The following is a 15311-nucleotide window of genomic DNA, read 5'->3' as shown; positions in this document are numbered from 1 at the left end:
ATTAGTCATTTAATCCCTTTCCATCGAGAATTTGCTGCATGTATTTATCAATCCTTGACTCTCTGGTTTTGGATTGTTTGGGTTGAGAAAAATAAAGAAGGTATGCTCTTTGCCGTCCCGGCGTCAATGCTTCAAAAGCATTTTTCAAGGCAGGGTTTTCTTCGAATTTATTTTGAAGTTCCTCAGGAATGACTAATTCTGCATTCTGTTTAAAATTCACTTCCAAACCGGCTTTTTCAACTTCAATGGCTTTATGAATATAGGCTTTCAAGATGGGCTCCATTTCAACGATTTCTTGAACATGGGTGAACCGAATCTGGCGCGCCGCCTGTACATTCTCCGTTTGTTGGATTAGAAACCCATGGGTATCCTGCAACAAGGCGCCTTTGTGAAACAGAAGCGCACAATAGTCTTTAAATCCATGGATTAAAACGATGTTTTTTTCCTCAAACGTGTAACAAGGATGCATCCACTTAAATTCTTCGGTCAACTCGCAGTCAAGAACGATCTGTCTCAACTTCTCATATTCTTCCTTCCACTTTTTAGCTTTGCTTAAAAATTCGTCAACTTTAGGATTCATTCTACTAGTTGTCATCAAGAAACACTCCTCTTCAATTTTTCGTCAGCTGACAATCAAGAACATTCGTATCTTAGACAGAAAATCAGGTATGAAGAGACTAACCTATTCTTTTTATTCGACGTTGTGTTTTCGTACTCCTTGCTATCAAGGCAGCGAAATCATGCCAATCGTCTTCTTTTTTCCAGCGTTTGAAATTTAGTATGAACGGAGGGTTGGCAAAGTATTTATCGTTAAGGTTGCGTATTGCAATGAAAAGAAAAAAAGAAAATGCACAGAGAAAGGAGGAAATATACACATCTAATGGGAATATATAGTATTTGTGTCGGCCTATTTGGAGGACTGATCATTCATCATTAAAGGGGGAGGTTACCTTGTCCAAAGCTAAAAAAATACTGCTGTTCTCTTTATCCGGTGTTTTGGCGTTAGGGGTCATCGCAAGCGGAGGCAGCTATTGGTTTGTCCGCCATTCGCTCGCGAAGACCGACGGCGAACTGATCTTGGGCGTATCCAAGCCGGTGTCCATCGTGCGGGACGATTATGGGATTCCGCACATTTACGCTTCGAACGAGCGCGATTTAATGTTTGCGCAAGGGTATGTCCATGCTCAGGACCGCCTCTGGCAAATGGAGCTGGCGCGTCGTTCCGTCAGCGGAACGCTGGCCGAAGTGTTCGGAGAAGCCTTGCTGCCGCGAGACCGGTTTAACCGTACGATCGGTTTCAAGCGAATGGCCGATCAACTGGTTGCGAAGCTGGATGAACGAACCAAGGAAGCGCTGCAGTCTTATGCGGACGGTGTCAATGCGTTTCGGGAAACGGGTCCGCTGCCGATCGAGTATACGCTGACCGGCGCTCCTTTCGAGCCATGGCAGATCAACGATTCGATCGCCGTCGGCAAGAACATGGCATGGTATCTGGGCGATAACGCGATCACCGAGCTGTTCATGGCTTCGTCCTTGAAGAAGCTCGGTGTCGAAAAAACGGAATCGCTCGTCCCGGGGGTCAAGCTGGTGGAAGGGGGAACCGTCTCGCTGAAGGACGGGGACGCGCGGAAGCTTGCCGACCTGATGCACGCGTCGCGCCGATACGGCATTCCCGGCGAGGGGCTCGGCAGCAACAACTGGGTCGTGGCGGGAAGCAAGAGCGCAACCGGCAAGCCGCTGCTCGCCAACGATATGCATCTGCAGTTGGGCGCGCCTTCGATTTTCTACCAAAACCACCTGAGCGTCTCCGGGCAGTACAGCGTAACCGGCGTGATCTTCCCGGGACTGCCCGGTGTCGTAGCCGGACATAACGAGCATATCGCCTGGGGCTTTACCAATTTGAACCCTGACGTGCAGGACCTGTACATGGAGAAGCCGAATCCTAATAATCCGCACCAGTTCGAATATGCGGGCCGTTACGAGGACGCCACCGTCATTAAGGAAACGTTTCGCGTCAAGGGAAGGGCCGAGCCCGTTCGGGGCGAGACGGTAATTACCCGGCACGGCCCCATTATTACGGACATCGTCAAGGAGATCGGTTTGTCGGAACAGTCCGACCAGCCTTTGGCCCTCCGATGGACCGCCTATGACACCGGACACGGCAACGAAATCACGGCTTGGCTCATGATGAACAAAGCCAAAAACCGCGACGAGTTTGAACTAGCGATGCGTCAATTTGCCGCGCCCGCCCAGAACATTGTCTATGCGGACGATCAGGGGAACATTGGCTGGCGGGCAAACGGACGGATTCCGATCCGCAGCAAGGGCAACGGCATGCAGCCGGTGCCCGGCTGGACCGACGAATACGAGTGGAAGTCGTATATTCCATGGGAGGAGCTGCCGCACGCTTGGAATCCTCCGGAAGGTTACATCGCTACCGCCAACAACCGTGTGGTCGATGACAAGTACCCGCACTTTATCACCTACAACTGGTCGGAATCGTACCGCGCCGATCGGATTCAGGAGATGCTGCGGGAGAAAGCGAAGTTGACGCTCCAAGACATGCAGCGCATGCAAGGGGATTGGAAAAATTTGCAGGCCGTCCAATATCGGGATATCTGGCTGCCCATTTTGAAACGCGGCTCCTGGAACGCAGCTCAGCAGCAGGCGCTGCACACGTTGGAGGAATGGATGCGGGATCATCCGGTCGACGCCCCCGATCTGGTCGGTCCGTCCATATTCCACATAACGCTGGACAAGACGATGCAGAAGCTGTTTGAGCCTCAGCTTGGACCGGATCTCTATGCCGATTTCCAGACAACCGGACTGAGCCTTACCTCGGTAAACGAACTGTTCACGGGCAAAAACAAGAAATGGCTGGAGGGCACCGGCGGCACGGTGGAGCAGGCGCTGCTCGACGGCTTTGAGGAGGCTCTTCGCCTCTTGAAGCAGCAGTTTGGCGACAGGCAGGAAAAATGGCTGTGGGGGGCCATGCATACGGTGACGTTTGAGCATCCGCTCGGAGCCATAAAACCGCTCAATCTGATGCTTAACGACGGTCCGCACCCGTACGGAGGAAGCAACGTTACCGTTGGCGCCGCTTCTTTTTCGCGAAAGCAATGGCCTTATAAGGTGGTTGCCGGGGCTCCGTGGCGCTTCACGGCCGATCTTTCCAATATAAACGCATCGGAGGAAATCATGATTATGGGAGCCTCCGGTCAGCTCGGCAGCGCGCATTATGCGGATCAAACCTCCATGTGGCTCGCCGGCCGCTACAAAACGATGTATTTCGATGAGGCGGATGTCACGGCTCATACGAAAGGGACACTTGTCCTCCGTCCGCGCTAGAGAGAACGGGACCCGATGAACGCGGGGAGTTTACACTCCCGCGTTTATGGGCTTTTGGGGCTCGCGAAGGAGCATTTCTAACCGCGATTGTGGTTAGGGATGCTTTTTCTTTTGACATTGACAAGAGAAGAGGTGACATAATCCGCTTTCTTCTGGTACTGCTTCGCGTTCCGGTTGAAATACGGGGTTGCAGCCGCTTTTTTAATGACATTAACTTTCGGGCGGATTTGGTTTACATAATAAATATTATGTTTACTTCAAAGGTACAAGCAAGTTGCTGGTCAAATATGTTATAATAGCAGGAAATTTAAAAACCGTGGGGGGCGGAGGCCATGCTTGTCGTCACGGCGGAAGAATGAGAAGAGGATTGATCTGCATAACGGGCAACACTGACAATTAATCTGATTGATTATAAATGTCATTAATATTTAGTTGCATTTATAATAAATTTCGACACGTTTATGCTCTTTGTCATAAAAATGCCTCGAAAAAATCATTCGGCCACCGAATACTATAATGATAACGTTTGAAGGAGGTTTCCATGGAGAAATCCATCAATCAACGTTACGTGCTTACCGAGCCGATTCTACCGATGTTAAGCGGAATGCTATACAGTGGGAAAGATTTGCCTTTACGAAGAGACGTCGTTTTTTTCGTCGTGGAAAGCACGGACGAAGCCGCCAAAGAGGCGTATATCCGCAAACTGCGGGAGGTTGCGCCGCTTAGCGACAATCGTTTTTTACATATTCTTGATGTAGGGATGGAGCCAAATTATATTTTTGCCGTGCTGAAGACGTTCGACGGCAAGCCGTTTATCCAAGAGCTGAAGGGGCATCGTTTTACCCCGGAGGAAGCGGTCTCCAACGTGCTCGATCTTGGCAAAGGCCTGATGGATGCGTTAGAGGAAGGGATATCGGGCTGTTCCGTACATGCGGCGAACCTGTGGCTCAACGATGACGGTCAACTCAAGATCATTAATTATTGGGAAAAAGGGACAGACGCGCAGCGCGGCGTTCAAGGTCTCGGCTGCCTGCTGTACCAGATCCTGACCCGTTCCGAATCAATCCCGGCTTCGTTCGATACGATAGAGCACGGCCTTCGCGAGGCGCTTGCGGCGATTCCGAGCGTAGAACAGGAGCTGCTGATTGCCACGCTGCGCCGGGTGTGGAACGATCAGGAGACGCTGGCTTCGTTTATGCTCGTGCTGCAGAGCTTGCGGCAGGACACGGCCATCAGGCAGGAGGTGTCCGAGCCGGTGCGGGATAGACAAGTCCGGGAAAAGACAGAACCGGAGAGAGCGTATGAAGAGGAAGATCCGGCCGAAGAGGAGGAGGCACCGCCAAGGAGAAGCTTGGGGCGGGCAGGCAGTAAGCTTCTGGTCGGAACGGCCATTGCCTGCTTGGGAGGGGCCGCAGCTTTTGTATGGCTGGGGAAGGATCAAGAGGAGCCTTCGGGCAAAGGCGTCTCGCCGGTCCAAACCGAGCATCGCGCTCCCGTGCAGCCGTCGCATCATACCTACGACAAGCCGGCCGGGCCTGAAGTTGTAAGTGACCCAAATCAAAAACAAGCGGATGACAAAATGGTGATCGTGCCTAATTTGATCGGGCTGCAGAACGATACAGCCGGCAAGCAGGCCATAGCGGCCGGACTGCGGTTCGAATTCGCCATCGTGGTAAACGAACGCGGGGAAGGCACGGTGTTCAAGCAGGAGCCGGATGCCCATACGCAGGTCCCCAAAGGCACCGAGATCAAATATTGGGTAAGCAAAGGAAAGCAGCAATAAACAAGCCGGCCCCGAGCGAGACGGGGACCGGCTTGCAGGCGTTATTCCGAAGGCTTGTCGATCGCTACGGCCATCGTTTTATCGGTCAGGTGGGCGTAGAGCTGCGTCGTTTCCGGTGACGCGTGTCCCAATTGCTCCTGCGTTTTGTACAGATCGTTGCGCAGATAATAGTCGGTCGCGAACGAGTGGCGCAGCTTATGCACGGACAAATAAGGCTTGCCGAACCGTTTGGCGTATTTGATCACCATCTCTTGCATGGCGCGCTTGGTCATGCGTTCGCCTTCTTTTTTGCCGTTGGCGACGGCAAGGAAGAGGGCTTTTTCCCGTTTGGGCGCTTTGTATCTCAGCTGGCGCTGCTCCAAATACGCGGACAAGGAATCGACGGCTTCCTGCCGGAAATAAACCGGCGTCTTGAACGTATCGTCGTTTTTACCTTTACGGTATACATACGTCAGCTTTTTCTTCAAGTCGATGTCTTCGACATTGAGATTAAAAACCTCGGATACGCGGAGGCCTGAATTAAGAATAAGGCTGATGATGCAGACGTCGCGAACCTTGTTGAGCTCGTAGGAGTACAGCGCTTGCTTGTTTTTGGCGACATCGACCGGATAGCCGGTTTGTACGTACTCGATAAACTCCGCAATTTCCGACTCCTGCAGCAGCTTCCCCTCCAGCTTGGCCGCGGTATCCTTCGGCTTGTGCGTGCGCTTGATCTCGACTTTGGCCATCACGTTGCGCTTCAGCAGCGGATAGAAGTTCTCGTCCTCGGCAATTTGGCTCAAGTAATGGAACAGCGACCGCAGCGAGGATAGCTTGCGGGCAATCGTCGTCTTGCCGTTCGAATTTTCTTTGCGCGTGGCGAGGAACATTTTGAAATTGTCGATGCTGTCCATATGCAGCCGTTCCAGGTCGATGAGCGGCACGTCCTTTACCGTTGGCGCGGACGACAAGCCTTCCGCAAGCAGCCAGGATAAGAAGGTATCGTAGTCCCGCACATATTCGAGCAGCGAGGAAGGGGAGAGGTCGGGCAGCTTATAGTTGATGAATTTCTCTACATACCACGGCATGGAGGGCAATTTTTTCTCCAGCTCGCTGCGGTCTTTGATTTTAATAATATTCATGCGAACCGCCTCCATATGCATATTAGTTTACATAATAAATATTATGTAATGAAATTGTCCAAGGAATAGTCGACACTACGCATTTTGTTTACATAATAAAAATTATGTAAACTTATTGAGCGAGATCCTGAATATTTCCGGGTTCTTAATTTATTATGGGAGAGCAGGAACAGGTCTGTCAATTTGGCGGGATGTTTTTTCTTCCCGGCAATCGCCGATGCAAAAAACGCCGTCTGCTTGAATTTCAAGTTCAAGCAGCGGCGTTTTTCTGACTTGCGTGCAATTTAGGAGGGCAGGGGAGTCGGCGTCGGTTTGGCGAAGCCTTTTTGATACTGCTTGTCGATCTGCTCGCGGATGTGTTTGGCCGATTGGCCCTGCTGCTGCAACTGCGCCGATTTGACGGCAGTTTCCAGACATACGCCGCAGCGGGTGGCGTGATCGTCCCACACGACCGAACCGTCGGAGGCGGTTTCTTTAATGAAGCAGTTCGTGTTGCTTTGATGCCCTGCGTTCTCGCCGCAGCCGCAATAACAGGGAATATTGCGCAGCAGGTCCTTCGTTTGGGCCGCGATCATATACACTTTCTTCATCTGCTCCGGCTGCTTGTCCAAGAAGGAGGGCAGCGTGGTCAGCGAAGCCGTCTTCTCTTGCAAATCGCCGCTTGGCGTCTTATGCAGAACATGAGACTCCTTCGCCGCCTTGGAGCCGCCGCAAGCGCTCAGGATCAGCAGAAGGGCGGTTAAAGCCAGAATTACTGTTGTACGTCGAAACAATGGGTTCACCTCGTCGCATTCGCTATATTCGATTGAATTATACCATACCCGTGTATACCATGACAAAAGAAGCTTTGCCCCGGCTCGCTTTGGTACGGGCACGGTCCCCGTCCCTTGGGAGGATGGACGAAAATCAACGAGGTCTTTCGGCCTATACGCCTCTCACTTGCAACATCCTTCGTGCAAATGATTCCCCCTTAACCCGTAAAACAAAATGGATTGTATCCCATAATAGTGGAAATTTATCCCTCGTCATCGCCGTACCGGTATGCCATAATGAAAAGGAATGAGCCTAAAGTACCTTATATGCCAAGAGGAGGGAATTGATGTGTTTACGGATTTGAACAACGATTTTCGTCTTCGTTCCATCGGCATGTTTATCGATTTCTTAAACCGGTGTGTTCCGGTGGCGGGCATTAATCATGCTGTCGAGTAAATCTGCCGTCGCTGTGCGCAAAACGGTCATGGGCACATTTGACCCGGAAACGCGTTGGAGAGATCCTTTGCTGTCGATGCTGCCCCGGATTCCCGACCCGGAAAGGGACCGGATCGTTCTTTGTATGGATGAACTGCTTTTTCCGCTGTGCGGACCTAACGATATATTGTATACCCGCTGCCGGATCGACGAAGCGCTGCTGGATTATTTCGCCAGGCTGGGCGTTTCGTTTCACCACCGCGGCGTCGTGGACTTGACTTCGCCGGAAGCCGAAGAAGCGCTGCGCTCGCAGGATTTCGCGTCGTGCATCTTTAAGCTCGCTCCCCAAGACGGAATCCCCGGCTGCAATGCGGACAAGCCGTATGCGCTTGCGCCGTACGCGATAACCGAGGAGGCGCAAGAGTATGCGGGAAAGGTGGTTTTCGCCAACCCTCTGCCGGATTTGGCTGTGGTGAAGCGTGTGAACTCCAAGCTGTACCACCATCGGCTGCTGGAGGACACGGGACTGCACGCTTACGGTACACCGGCCATGAGTGCGGAGGAAGTGGAGCAATACGGCACCGAGCTGCTGCGTAAAGGCGCTTTTCTGATCAAGGACCCGTTCGGCGTATCTGGCAAAGGCAATTTGCTGATCGAAAGCCCGTCGCTGCTGAAACGGATCGTTTCGCACTTGCGGAAGCAAGAAGAAGCCGGCTCTCAGACGCTCTTTTTGCTCGAACCGCTGTTGCCCAAGGCAGCCGACTTCTCCAGTCAATGGCTGCTTGAGCCGGACGGCTCCCGAGAACTGATTTCTGTGCAGCGGATGATAAACCGCCAGCAAAATTACGGCGGCTCCGTCACGACGGAAGCCGCCTTTGTGAACTCCCTCGAACAAAAAGGGTACTTCCGGATGCTGGAGGCGGCGCTGCGCGAGCTGCATCTCGACGGCTATTTCGGCTACGTTTGCTTCGATTCGATGGTGCTGGAGGACGGAGAGCTTGTCCCGATCGTCGAGGTTAACGCCCGGATGTCGATGGGGCTCATCAATGCGCATCTGGACCGGCTGCTTGCAGGCTGGAGCCTCAAGGGCTGGCTTACCTATCTGTCCGTCGCTCTGCCGGATGGATTCCGCTTCGACCGGCTGCTTCAAGCGCTGGAGGATGAGCAGCTATTGTTTACCCCGCTGCGGCCAAGCGGCATCATGCCGCTATCCTCCGGGACGTTAACTGTGAACGGCGGCCCGGGCGGGCGGTCTTCGGCGAAGCCGAAAGGGCGGTTGTACGTGTCGGTGATCAAACAGACGGAGGAGACCCGGGAAGTGGCGTTGGAGCGGTTGAAGCAAGTGCTGCATGACCTCTCGGTGACAGTATTCCATTAACGGAAGGACAGGGGGCTGTCCATGACCAAGGACACGATCACGCTGTTGGCCTCGGGCAATTCGCTCGGCGCCTATATTCCTGCGATACATCTTCGGGAAACCCTTGCGCGCCAACATATCCGGGCGGAAGTACAGGTGCTTGAAACGCTCTATCGCGAGGAGACCCGCAGCAAAATCAACGGGTATAAAAAAGCGTTTCACAACAATTTTTCCGTCGCCTTGACCGGGCATCGGATGGCCAAGGACATCAGTCCGAATCTCGACGATTCGGAGGTCCGCGGGCTTCACGCGTATTGGCGGCAAACGGGCTGCGCGATGTTTATTGCATTTACGGGGTTTTGGCTGCCTATTCTGGAAGCCTACAAGGAGGTTGTGGGCTTTCCCGTCCATATCGAATGGATTCATATGGATGCTTGCGATACCCCTTCGTATAAGGTGTATAAGTCTTCCTACCAAGCGTACCGCCATGTGCAGTTTTACGATCCCGGGCTCGGCAGCCCCAGTTATTGGATCGCGCCGCCGGACGCAGAGGCCGCGTCCTTCGAGGAACGGAACGACCGGTTTCTGATTCATGGCGGCGGCTGGGGGATCGGTACCTACCGGGACAAAATCGAGCGGCTGCGGAGCGGCGGCTGCCGGCTGGATATCATTGCGTATGATGAGAGCGAAGTACAGGAGGATGACGGGGAAACCCGCTATTTTATGGTGGATTCCGAGTGGAGTCCGTGGATCAAGGAAACGGGGGGAGCATACACGTATCCCCCGATGCTGGAGCTTGTGAGGCGGCAGGGGACGATCGAACGGCGCAGGCTGCCGGACTACGCTTCCTATTTGGAGCTCGTTCGCTTAAGCCGGGCGATTATCAGCAAGCCGGGGGGCGCTACCTTGAACGATTCGCTGGGATACGCCACGCCGCTGCTGCTGCTGGAGCCGTTCGGATATCACGAGGAGAGCAATGCCGCCTTTTGGAAGCGGTGCGGATTCGGCATCGGCTATGACGATTGGGAGGAGGCCGGATTTCCGGCCGCGTCTTTGCAGGCCTGCCACGAACGGCTGCGAAAGCAGCGCAGTACAGCCTGCCACTACGGAAGGGAATGGGATACGGCTCCAAACGAGCGTTATGTCTAAACCATTCTACAATCAGGAGGACGCCATGGAACGGATGATCCGGGTGAGCGGACTGCACAAAGCCTACGATTATTACACGAAGGAAGCGGGGCTCCGGCATTCCTTGAAAAATTTGTTTGCCCGCAAAACATTGACGAAGGAAGCGGTCAAGTCCATTTCGTTCGAGATCGCTTCCGGGGAATGCGTCGGCTTCATCGGGCCGAATGGAGCCGGGAAGACGACGACGCTGAAGATGCTTTCCGGGATTCTTCATCCGACCGGCGGGGAAGCCTCGGTATTCGGGCATACGCCATGGGAGCGCAAAAAAGAATTCAAGCGCATCTTCTCGCTCGTGATGGGGCAAAAAAATCAGCTGTGGGTCGATTTGCCCGCCATCGAGTCGATTTACCTGAACAAATGCATTTACCAGATTCCGGATGACGCCTACGAGCGGATGCTTGCCGAGCTGTCGGAGATGCTGGATGTGAAGCATTTGCTGCATGTGCAGGTCCGGCGGCTGTCGCTCGGCGAACGGATGAAGATGGAGCTGATCGCTGCGCTCATCCACAGTCCCAAATTGTTGTTTCTGGACGAGCCGACAATCGGCCTCGATCTGATCTCGCAGAAGAAGATCCGGGAGTTTCTGACCTATTACAACGAACAATTCAAGGCAACCTTGATGTTGACCAGCCATTATATGAAGGATATCGAGGACGTCTGCAAGCGTACGATTGTCATTAACGAAGGCCGTATTTTGTACGACGGCGATTTCAAGAAAATCAACGAGATGTTCAACGAAGTCAAGGTGCTGAACGTTCAGTTTTCCGAGCCGGTGCCGGAAGAAAATCTGAGAACGCTCGGCCGCGTCACGAAGCGCGACTCGTATCATGCGGTCATCGAGCTGCCGAAGGAGCAGTTGAAGCCGGTATCCCGGATGCTGCTCGACCGGTTTCCGGTCGTCGATTTCACGGTGGCGGACCTCCCGCTTGAAGAAAGCATTGCCAAGCTGTACGGCAAAGAAGCAGCTACCGGATAACCCCGCAAGCGAAAACAACCGCATCTACTTGAGGAAGGCAAGGGGGGAGTTTATGTTATGAGTCGGTATCAATTGCCGCTGCAGCCGCCGCCGATCAAAGGCTTCTTGCGTTGGGCGTACACGTTATCGATTACGCACAATTACGCGGAGACGCTGCCTTGGTACTATACCAATTTCATCCAAATATCGTGCACGAAGCATTTTCTTGAGAAACGGCAGCAGTTTTTTTTCGATTTTTTCCGGGGCAAGCCGAACGAGCTGAATTTCAACAATCCGTTTCTTTTGACCTGCGCGGTCAATTATGAGCTGCTGTCCGGCTTTCGGCCGGATGAGCTTGTCGAGTTTATGGTTGGGCGCATTCGCCAAGGCTATTATGCGATCGTCTTCATCGACGAATCGAAAATTACGATCGGCCCCGCCTATGGGGGCGACGCCTTTCCCCATCATCTGATGCTCTCCGGATACGATCTAAAGGAACAAACGTTCGACGTCTCGATGTTCGATGGCCATCTGGTGTACCGGACCCTCAAAATTCCGTTCGAGGATTTCATAAGCGCCTGCGAATCGATGAAGCGGCTTATCGAAAGCGGGCTTACGGCGGATCACCATACGTTTTTTTACCGGTTCAACGGGGAGCATCCCTTTGCGTTCGATCCGGTGGCGGTCGCGGATCAGCTGCGCGATTATTTGAACAGCGAGACTCATTTGAACCGGATCAACTATAACCCGGACGGCGAAGTGTTCGGTCTGGCGACATACGAGTATCTCCAGATGTACTTCAGAGCCGCAGCGGAGCAGTATCCTTCGTTGGTGTCGCCCAACGGCGTAAGGCATCTGCATTTGCTCTGGGAGCACAAAAAGGTGATGGCGGACCGAATCCGGTACTTTGCGCAGCACGGCATCATCGAACAGGACGAAGAACTGCTGCGTTCGTTCGAAGAGCTTGCGAACAAGGCGAAGCTGCTGCGCGATCAGCTGGCTATCGCGGAAACGAAGGGCGATGAGCGGATTTTCGCGAAGATGCCCGCCAAGCTGGAGGCGTTTAAGGAAAGAGAGCCGGCACTGCTGGAGCGGCTGTTAAAGCACGTGGAATCGGGACAGCCGGTAGGGACATAGCCAAGTGTAGGAAAACAGCTGTTTGCGGGCGGCTGTTTTTTCATGCGCCGCGGTTTGGAGCCGCATTTTCGTGGTTGAACCGATCGGCGCTTCGACATATACTAGATCGAAACGATAGGTTCGACACGATACTTCCCGCGTGCGTCGCGACGAACGCAGCATGGATTCCAAAAATAAGAAAAGGGGGATAATGAACATGGATACACGTCTTTACTTGCAGCGCATCGAAGTAGCAGAGCCTGTTCAACAGACCTTGGAAGGCTTGACGCAGCTGCAAAAGCGGCATGTGACCCGGGTTCCTTTTGAAAATTTAGATATTTTGCACGGCATTCCGATCGCGCTTCGGACCGGCGACCTCTTCGATAAACTGGTTAACCGGCGCAGGGGAGGCGTCTGCTACGAGTTAAACGGGCTGTTCAGCGAGCTGCTGCGCCGGACCGGGTTCGAGACTCATATGATTGCCGCAACCGTCTATCAGGGAGAAGGGAAATGGGGGACGGAAGGCTCGCATGCCACCAATCTCGTTCGTTTGGAAGGGCGACCCTATTTGGTTGACGTCGGCTTTGGCGGCAACTCCCCGCGCCGTCCGGTGCCCATAACCGGGGAGGAGATTCAGGACGCAGACGGCTTCTATCGGATCAGTCCGTATCCCGAGCTGCGGAACGGATATATTTTGGAAAAGAAGGAGGAGCGGGATTGGAACATCCTGTACAGGTTTGATCTGGAACCGAAGCAGCTCGAGGATTTTGCCGAGGTGTGCGACGTGACGCAGTACGCCCCGGAATCGCCGTTCAACAAAGTGTATTTTTTGATGAAAGTGACGGAGGCAGGCCGGATGACGCTGTTCGATCATTCCTTGACCGTGGTCGACGGCCCGACTAAAACCAAAGAGACAATCGAAGCCGGCCGCATCGACGACATCCTGGAACGGTTTCTTGCTCCCTAAGTCCGGCGCACCATTGCAGCGGTTCACGAGCATGACATATAATAACGACAGACTCGCGAGAACAAGACAGAGGAGCGTAACTACCAATGAACAAACCCATTCCATTACATAAACACGGATTTCCCGCCAGCCGGATTGTGCTCGGCTGCATGGGGCTTGGCGGAAGCTGGGACCGGGAGCCGTACACGGCGGAACACGTCAAGCAGGCGCACGAAGCGGTCGAGGCGGCGCTCTCCGCAGGCATCAATATGTTCGATCACGCGAATATTTACACCAAAGGCAAGGCCGAGCAAGTGTTCGGTCAAGTGTTGAAGGAGCGTCCCGAACTGCGGGAGCGGATCATCATTCAATCCAAATGCGGCATCCGCTTCGAGGAAGAGGGGGTTCCGGGGCGGTACGATTTCTCGAAGGAGCATATTGAAGCGAGTGTCGACGGGATTTTAAGCCGGCTCGGCATCGAGACGCTGGATATTTTGCTGCTGCACCGGCCCGATCCGCTGATGGAACCGGAAGAAGTGGCGGAAGCGTTCCAGCGGCTGCACGAAGCGGGGAAAGTGAGAGCGTTCGGCGTTTCGAACATGAGCGCGGCGCAAATCCGCTTCCTGCAGTCTACGATCCGGCGACCGCTCATCGCGAATCAACTGGAAATGAGTCTGCTCAAGCTGGACTGGCTGGATGCAGGCGTACATTTAAACCAGCCGCAGGGCACCGGCGTCTCGTTCCCGGAAGGGACGATGGAATTTTGCCAGATGGAACATATCCAGATCCAGTCATGGAGTCCGCTCGCGCGGGGCCTGTTCACAGGCGGCGACTTGTCGGGGCAGCCGGAATCCGTCCGGGCCACCGCAGCCTTGGTCAGCCGTATGGCCGAGCAGAAGGACGTATCGCCGGAAGCGATCGTGCTCGCATTTCTGCTGCGCCACCCCGCAGGCATCCAGCCGGTGATCGGCACCGTGCGTCCCGATCGCATCCGGGCTTGCGGCGAAGCGGAGCGGGTCACGCTTACGAGGGAAGAATGGTACACGCTCTACGTCGCCTCACGGGGCCGCACGATGCCGTAAGCTCAGCGTTCTGCGAAAACGTTCTAATAAAAAAATCATTGGAAGGTGTCCAGAATGAAAATTCTCATTATTGGAGGAACTAACTTTATCGGACCATACGTGATTCGCCATCTTCATGCCATGGGCTATCATGATATTACCTTGTTCCATCGTGGCAAGACTGAAATCGACTTGCCTTCCACCGTAAAGCACATATACGGGGACAAAATGCACTTGGAGCAACACAAGGCGGCATTTCAATCCTTGTCTCCCGACGTTGTAGTGGATATGATTGCATACACAGAAACAGACATCGTGCCCGTATTGCATACATTCCGCGGCATTACAAATCGGCTTGTGATGATCAGCAGTCACGATGTTTATCGCGCCTATGGTGTCGTACGACGGGCTGACAACGGGCCGTTAGAGCCATTGCCGATTTCGGAAGCTTCTGCGGTTAGAAACAATCGTTACCCTTACCAAGACCCCGCCAAGCATCCCGATGATTGGTGCAATCGTTATGACAAAATTCCTCTGGAAGAGATGGTCATGAACGACCCTTACCTAACAGCAACTGTTGTACGCCTGCCCGCGGTTTACGGACCAAATGATCCACAGCATAGACTATTTCATTATTTCAAATTGAAGCCATTGCATGATGGCAGACCAGTTATTTTGCTGGATGAAGGTTATTCAAATTGGCTCTGGACTCACGGATATGTGGAGGATGTCGCTTATGGCATTGCATTAGCGATAACAAATGAGCGTGCAGCAGGACGCCTCTACAACATAGCAGAGCTTCAGACGAGAACGATGCTAGATTTCATTCAGGCTATTGGCGACCAGCTGAATTGGCAAGGTAAAGTCATCCAAGTTCCTCCCGGTCACCTTCCAGATGAGCTAGGTATCCCCTTGCGCACAGAACAAAATATCATCGTCGAATCCAAGCGAATTCGGGAGGAACTGGGCTACCGAGAAATGTTCTCCTTTCAGGAAGGATTGAAAAAAACGATTGATTGGGAACTGGCTCATCTGCCGGAGGAAATTGGTCATGATGATGACAAAGACGATGCGATGCTAAATGAATTGCGCGAAGCTGGTGTGATCTGTATAGATTAACATTCATTGAATAAAGAAATAAGGTACAATTAGCTTGAGGTGATATAAATGATCACGCCTGTTGATTAACCAGATACTGGTTTTTTGAGGTTTGACAAATAGACATGTTTTTCCAACACTTTGGTAGTG

12 protein-coding genes are annotated in these 15311 nt (G+C 53.1%); 9 read left to right on the top strand and 3 right to left on the bottom strand.

Features of this window, described 5'->3' with window-relative positions:
* Position 1: 1 nt before the first annotated feature.
* Positions 2 to 595, bottom strand: a complete 594-nt coding sequence (locus NLX71_RS20200) for a YdeI/OmpD-associated family protein (RefSeq protein WP_254365569.1) — start codon at positions 593 to 595, stop codon at positions 2 to 4.
* A gap of 356 nt (positions 596 to 951) precedes the next feature.
* Between NLX71_RS20200 and NLX71_RS20195 the strand changes: the two genes are divergently transcribed.
* Positions 952 to 3348 carry a penicillin acylase family protein gene (locus NLX71_RS20195; RefSeq protein ID WP_254365568.1) on the top strand — a complete coding sequence of 799 codons (2397 nt, stop codon included), beginning with the start codon at positions 952 to 954 and terminating at the stop codon, positions 3346 to 3348.
* 541 nt (positions 3349 to 3889) lie between these two features.
* A complete protein-coding gene (locus NLX71_RS20190) occupies positions 3890 to 5131 on the top strand; it encodes a Stk1 family PASTA domain-containing Ser/Thr kinase (RefSeq protein WP_254365567.1) in 1242 nt (413 codons plus the stop codon).
* Positions 5132 to 5172: 41 nt separating this feature from the next.
* Here the strand turns inward: NLX71_RS20190 and xerS are convergent, their stop codons facing one another.
* Together xerS and NLX71_RS20180 are read right to left on the bottom strand one after the other, a co-directional pair.
* Positions 5173 to 6252, bottom strand: coding sequence for a tyrosine recombinase XerS (gene xerS, locus NLX71_RS20185; RefSeq protein ID WP_254365566.1), 1080 nt, complete (start codon positions 6250 to 6252; stop codon positions 5173 to 5175).
* A gap of 284 nt (positions 6253 to 6536) precedes the next feature.
* On the bottom strand, positions 6537 to 7025 hold the full coding sequence (locus NLX71_RS20180) for a PCYCGC domain-containing protein (RefSeq protein ID WP_254365565.1): 489 nt from the start codon (positions 7023 to 7025) through the stop codon (positions 6537 to 6539).
* Positions 7026 to 7447: 422 nt separating this feature from the next.
* Here NLX71_RS20180 and NLX71_RS20175 point away from each other — a divergent pair, with 422 nt between their 5' ends.
* The 7 genes from NLX71_RS20175 (at position 7448) to NLX71_RS20145 (ending at position 15182) form a co-directional block, all read left to right on the top strand.
* Positions 7448 to 8818 carry an ATP-grasp domain-containing protein gene (locus tag NLX71_RS20175; protein WP_254365564.1) on the top strand — a complete coding sequence of 457 codons (1371 nt, stop codon included), beginning with the start codon at positions 7448 to 7450 and terminating at the stop codon, positions 8816 to 8818.
* 21 nt (positions 8819 to 8839) lie between these two features.
* On the top strand, positions 8840 to 9946 hold the full coding sequence (locus tag NLX71_RS20170; protein ID WP_254365563.1) for a glycosyltransferase family protein: 1107 nt from the start codon (positions 8840 to 8842) through the stop codon (positions 9944 to 9946).
* A gap of 25 nt (positions 9947 to 9971) precedes the next feature.
* Positions 9972 to 10961, top strand: coding sequence for an ABC transporter ATP-binding protein (locus tag NLX71_RS20165; protein ID WP_254365562.1), 990 nt, complete (start codon positions 9972 to 9974; stop codon positions 10959 to 10961).
* 57 nt (positions 10962 to 11018) lie between these two features.
* Entirely contained in the window at positions 11019 to 12077 is a 1059-nt protein-coding gene (locus tag NLX71_RS20160; protein WP_254365561.1) for a hypothetical protein, read from the top strand.
* A 196-nt stretch (positions 12078 to 12273) separates the two neighbouring features.
* Positions 12274 to 13023, top strand: a complete 750-nt coding sequence (locus NLX71_RS20155; protein ID WP_254365560.1) for an arylamine N-acetyltransferase family protein — start codon at positions 12274 to 12276, stop codon at positions 13021 to 13023.
* 86 nt (positions 13024 to 13109) lie between these two features.
* Positions 13110 to 14084, top strand: a complete 975-nt coding sequence (locus tag NLX71_RS20150; RefSeq protein ID WP_254365559.1) for an aldo/keto reductase — start codon at positions 13110 to 13112, stop codon at positions 14082 to 14084.
* 54 nt (positions 14085 to 14138) lie between these two features.
* Positions 14139 to 15182 (top strand): NAD-dependent epimerase/dehydratase family protein, encoded by a 1044-nt coding sequence (locus NLX71_RS20145; RefSeq protein WP_254365558.1) that lies wholly within the window; start codon positions 14139 to 14141, stop codon positions 15180 to 15182.
* The last annotated feature ends 129 nt before the right edge of the window (positions 15183 to 15311 follow it).

This window comes from Paenibacillus sp. MZ04-78.2 (genome assembly GCF_024213375.1).
GTDB lineage: Bacteria > Bacillota > Bacilli > Paenibacillales > NBRC-103111 > Paenibacillus_G.
The sequence above is the reverse complement of the archived record's forward strand: the minus strand, read 5'-3'. Positions and strand labels throughout refer to the sequence as shown.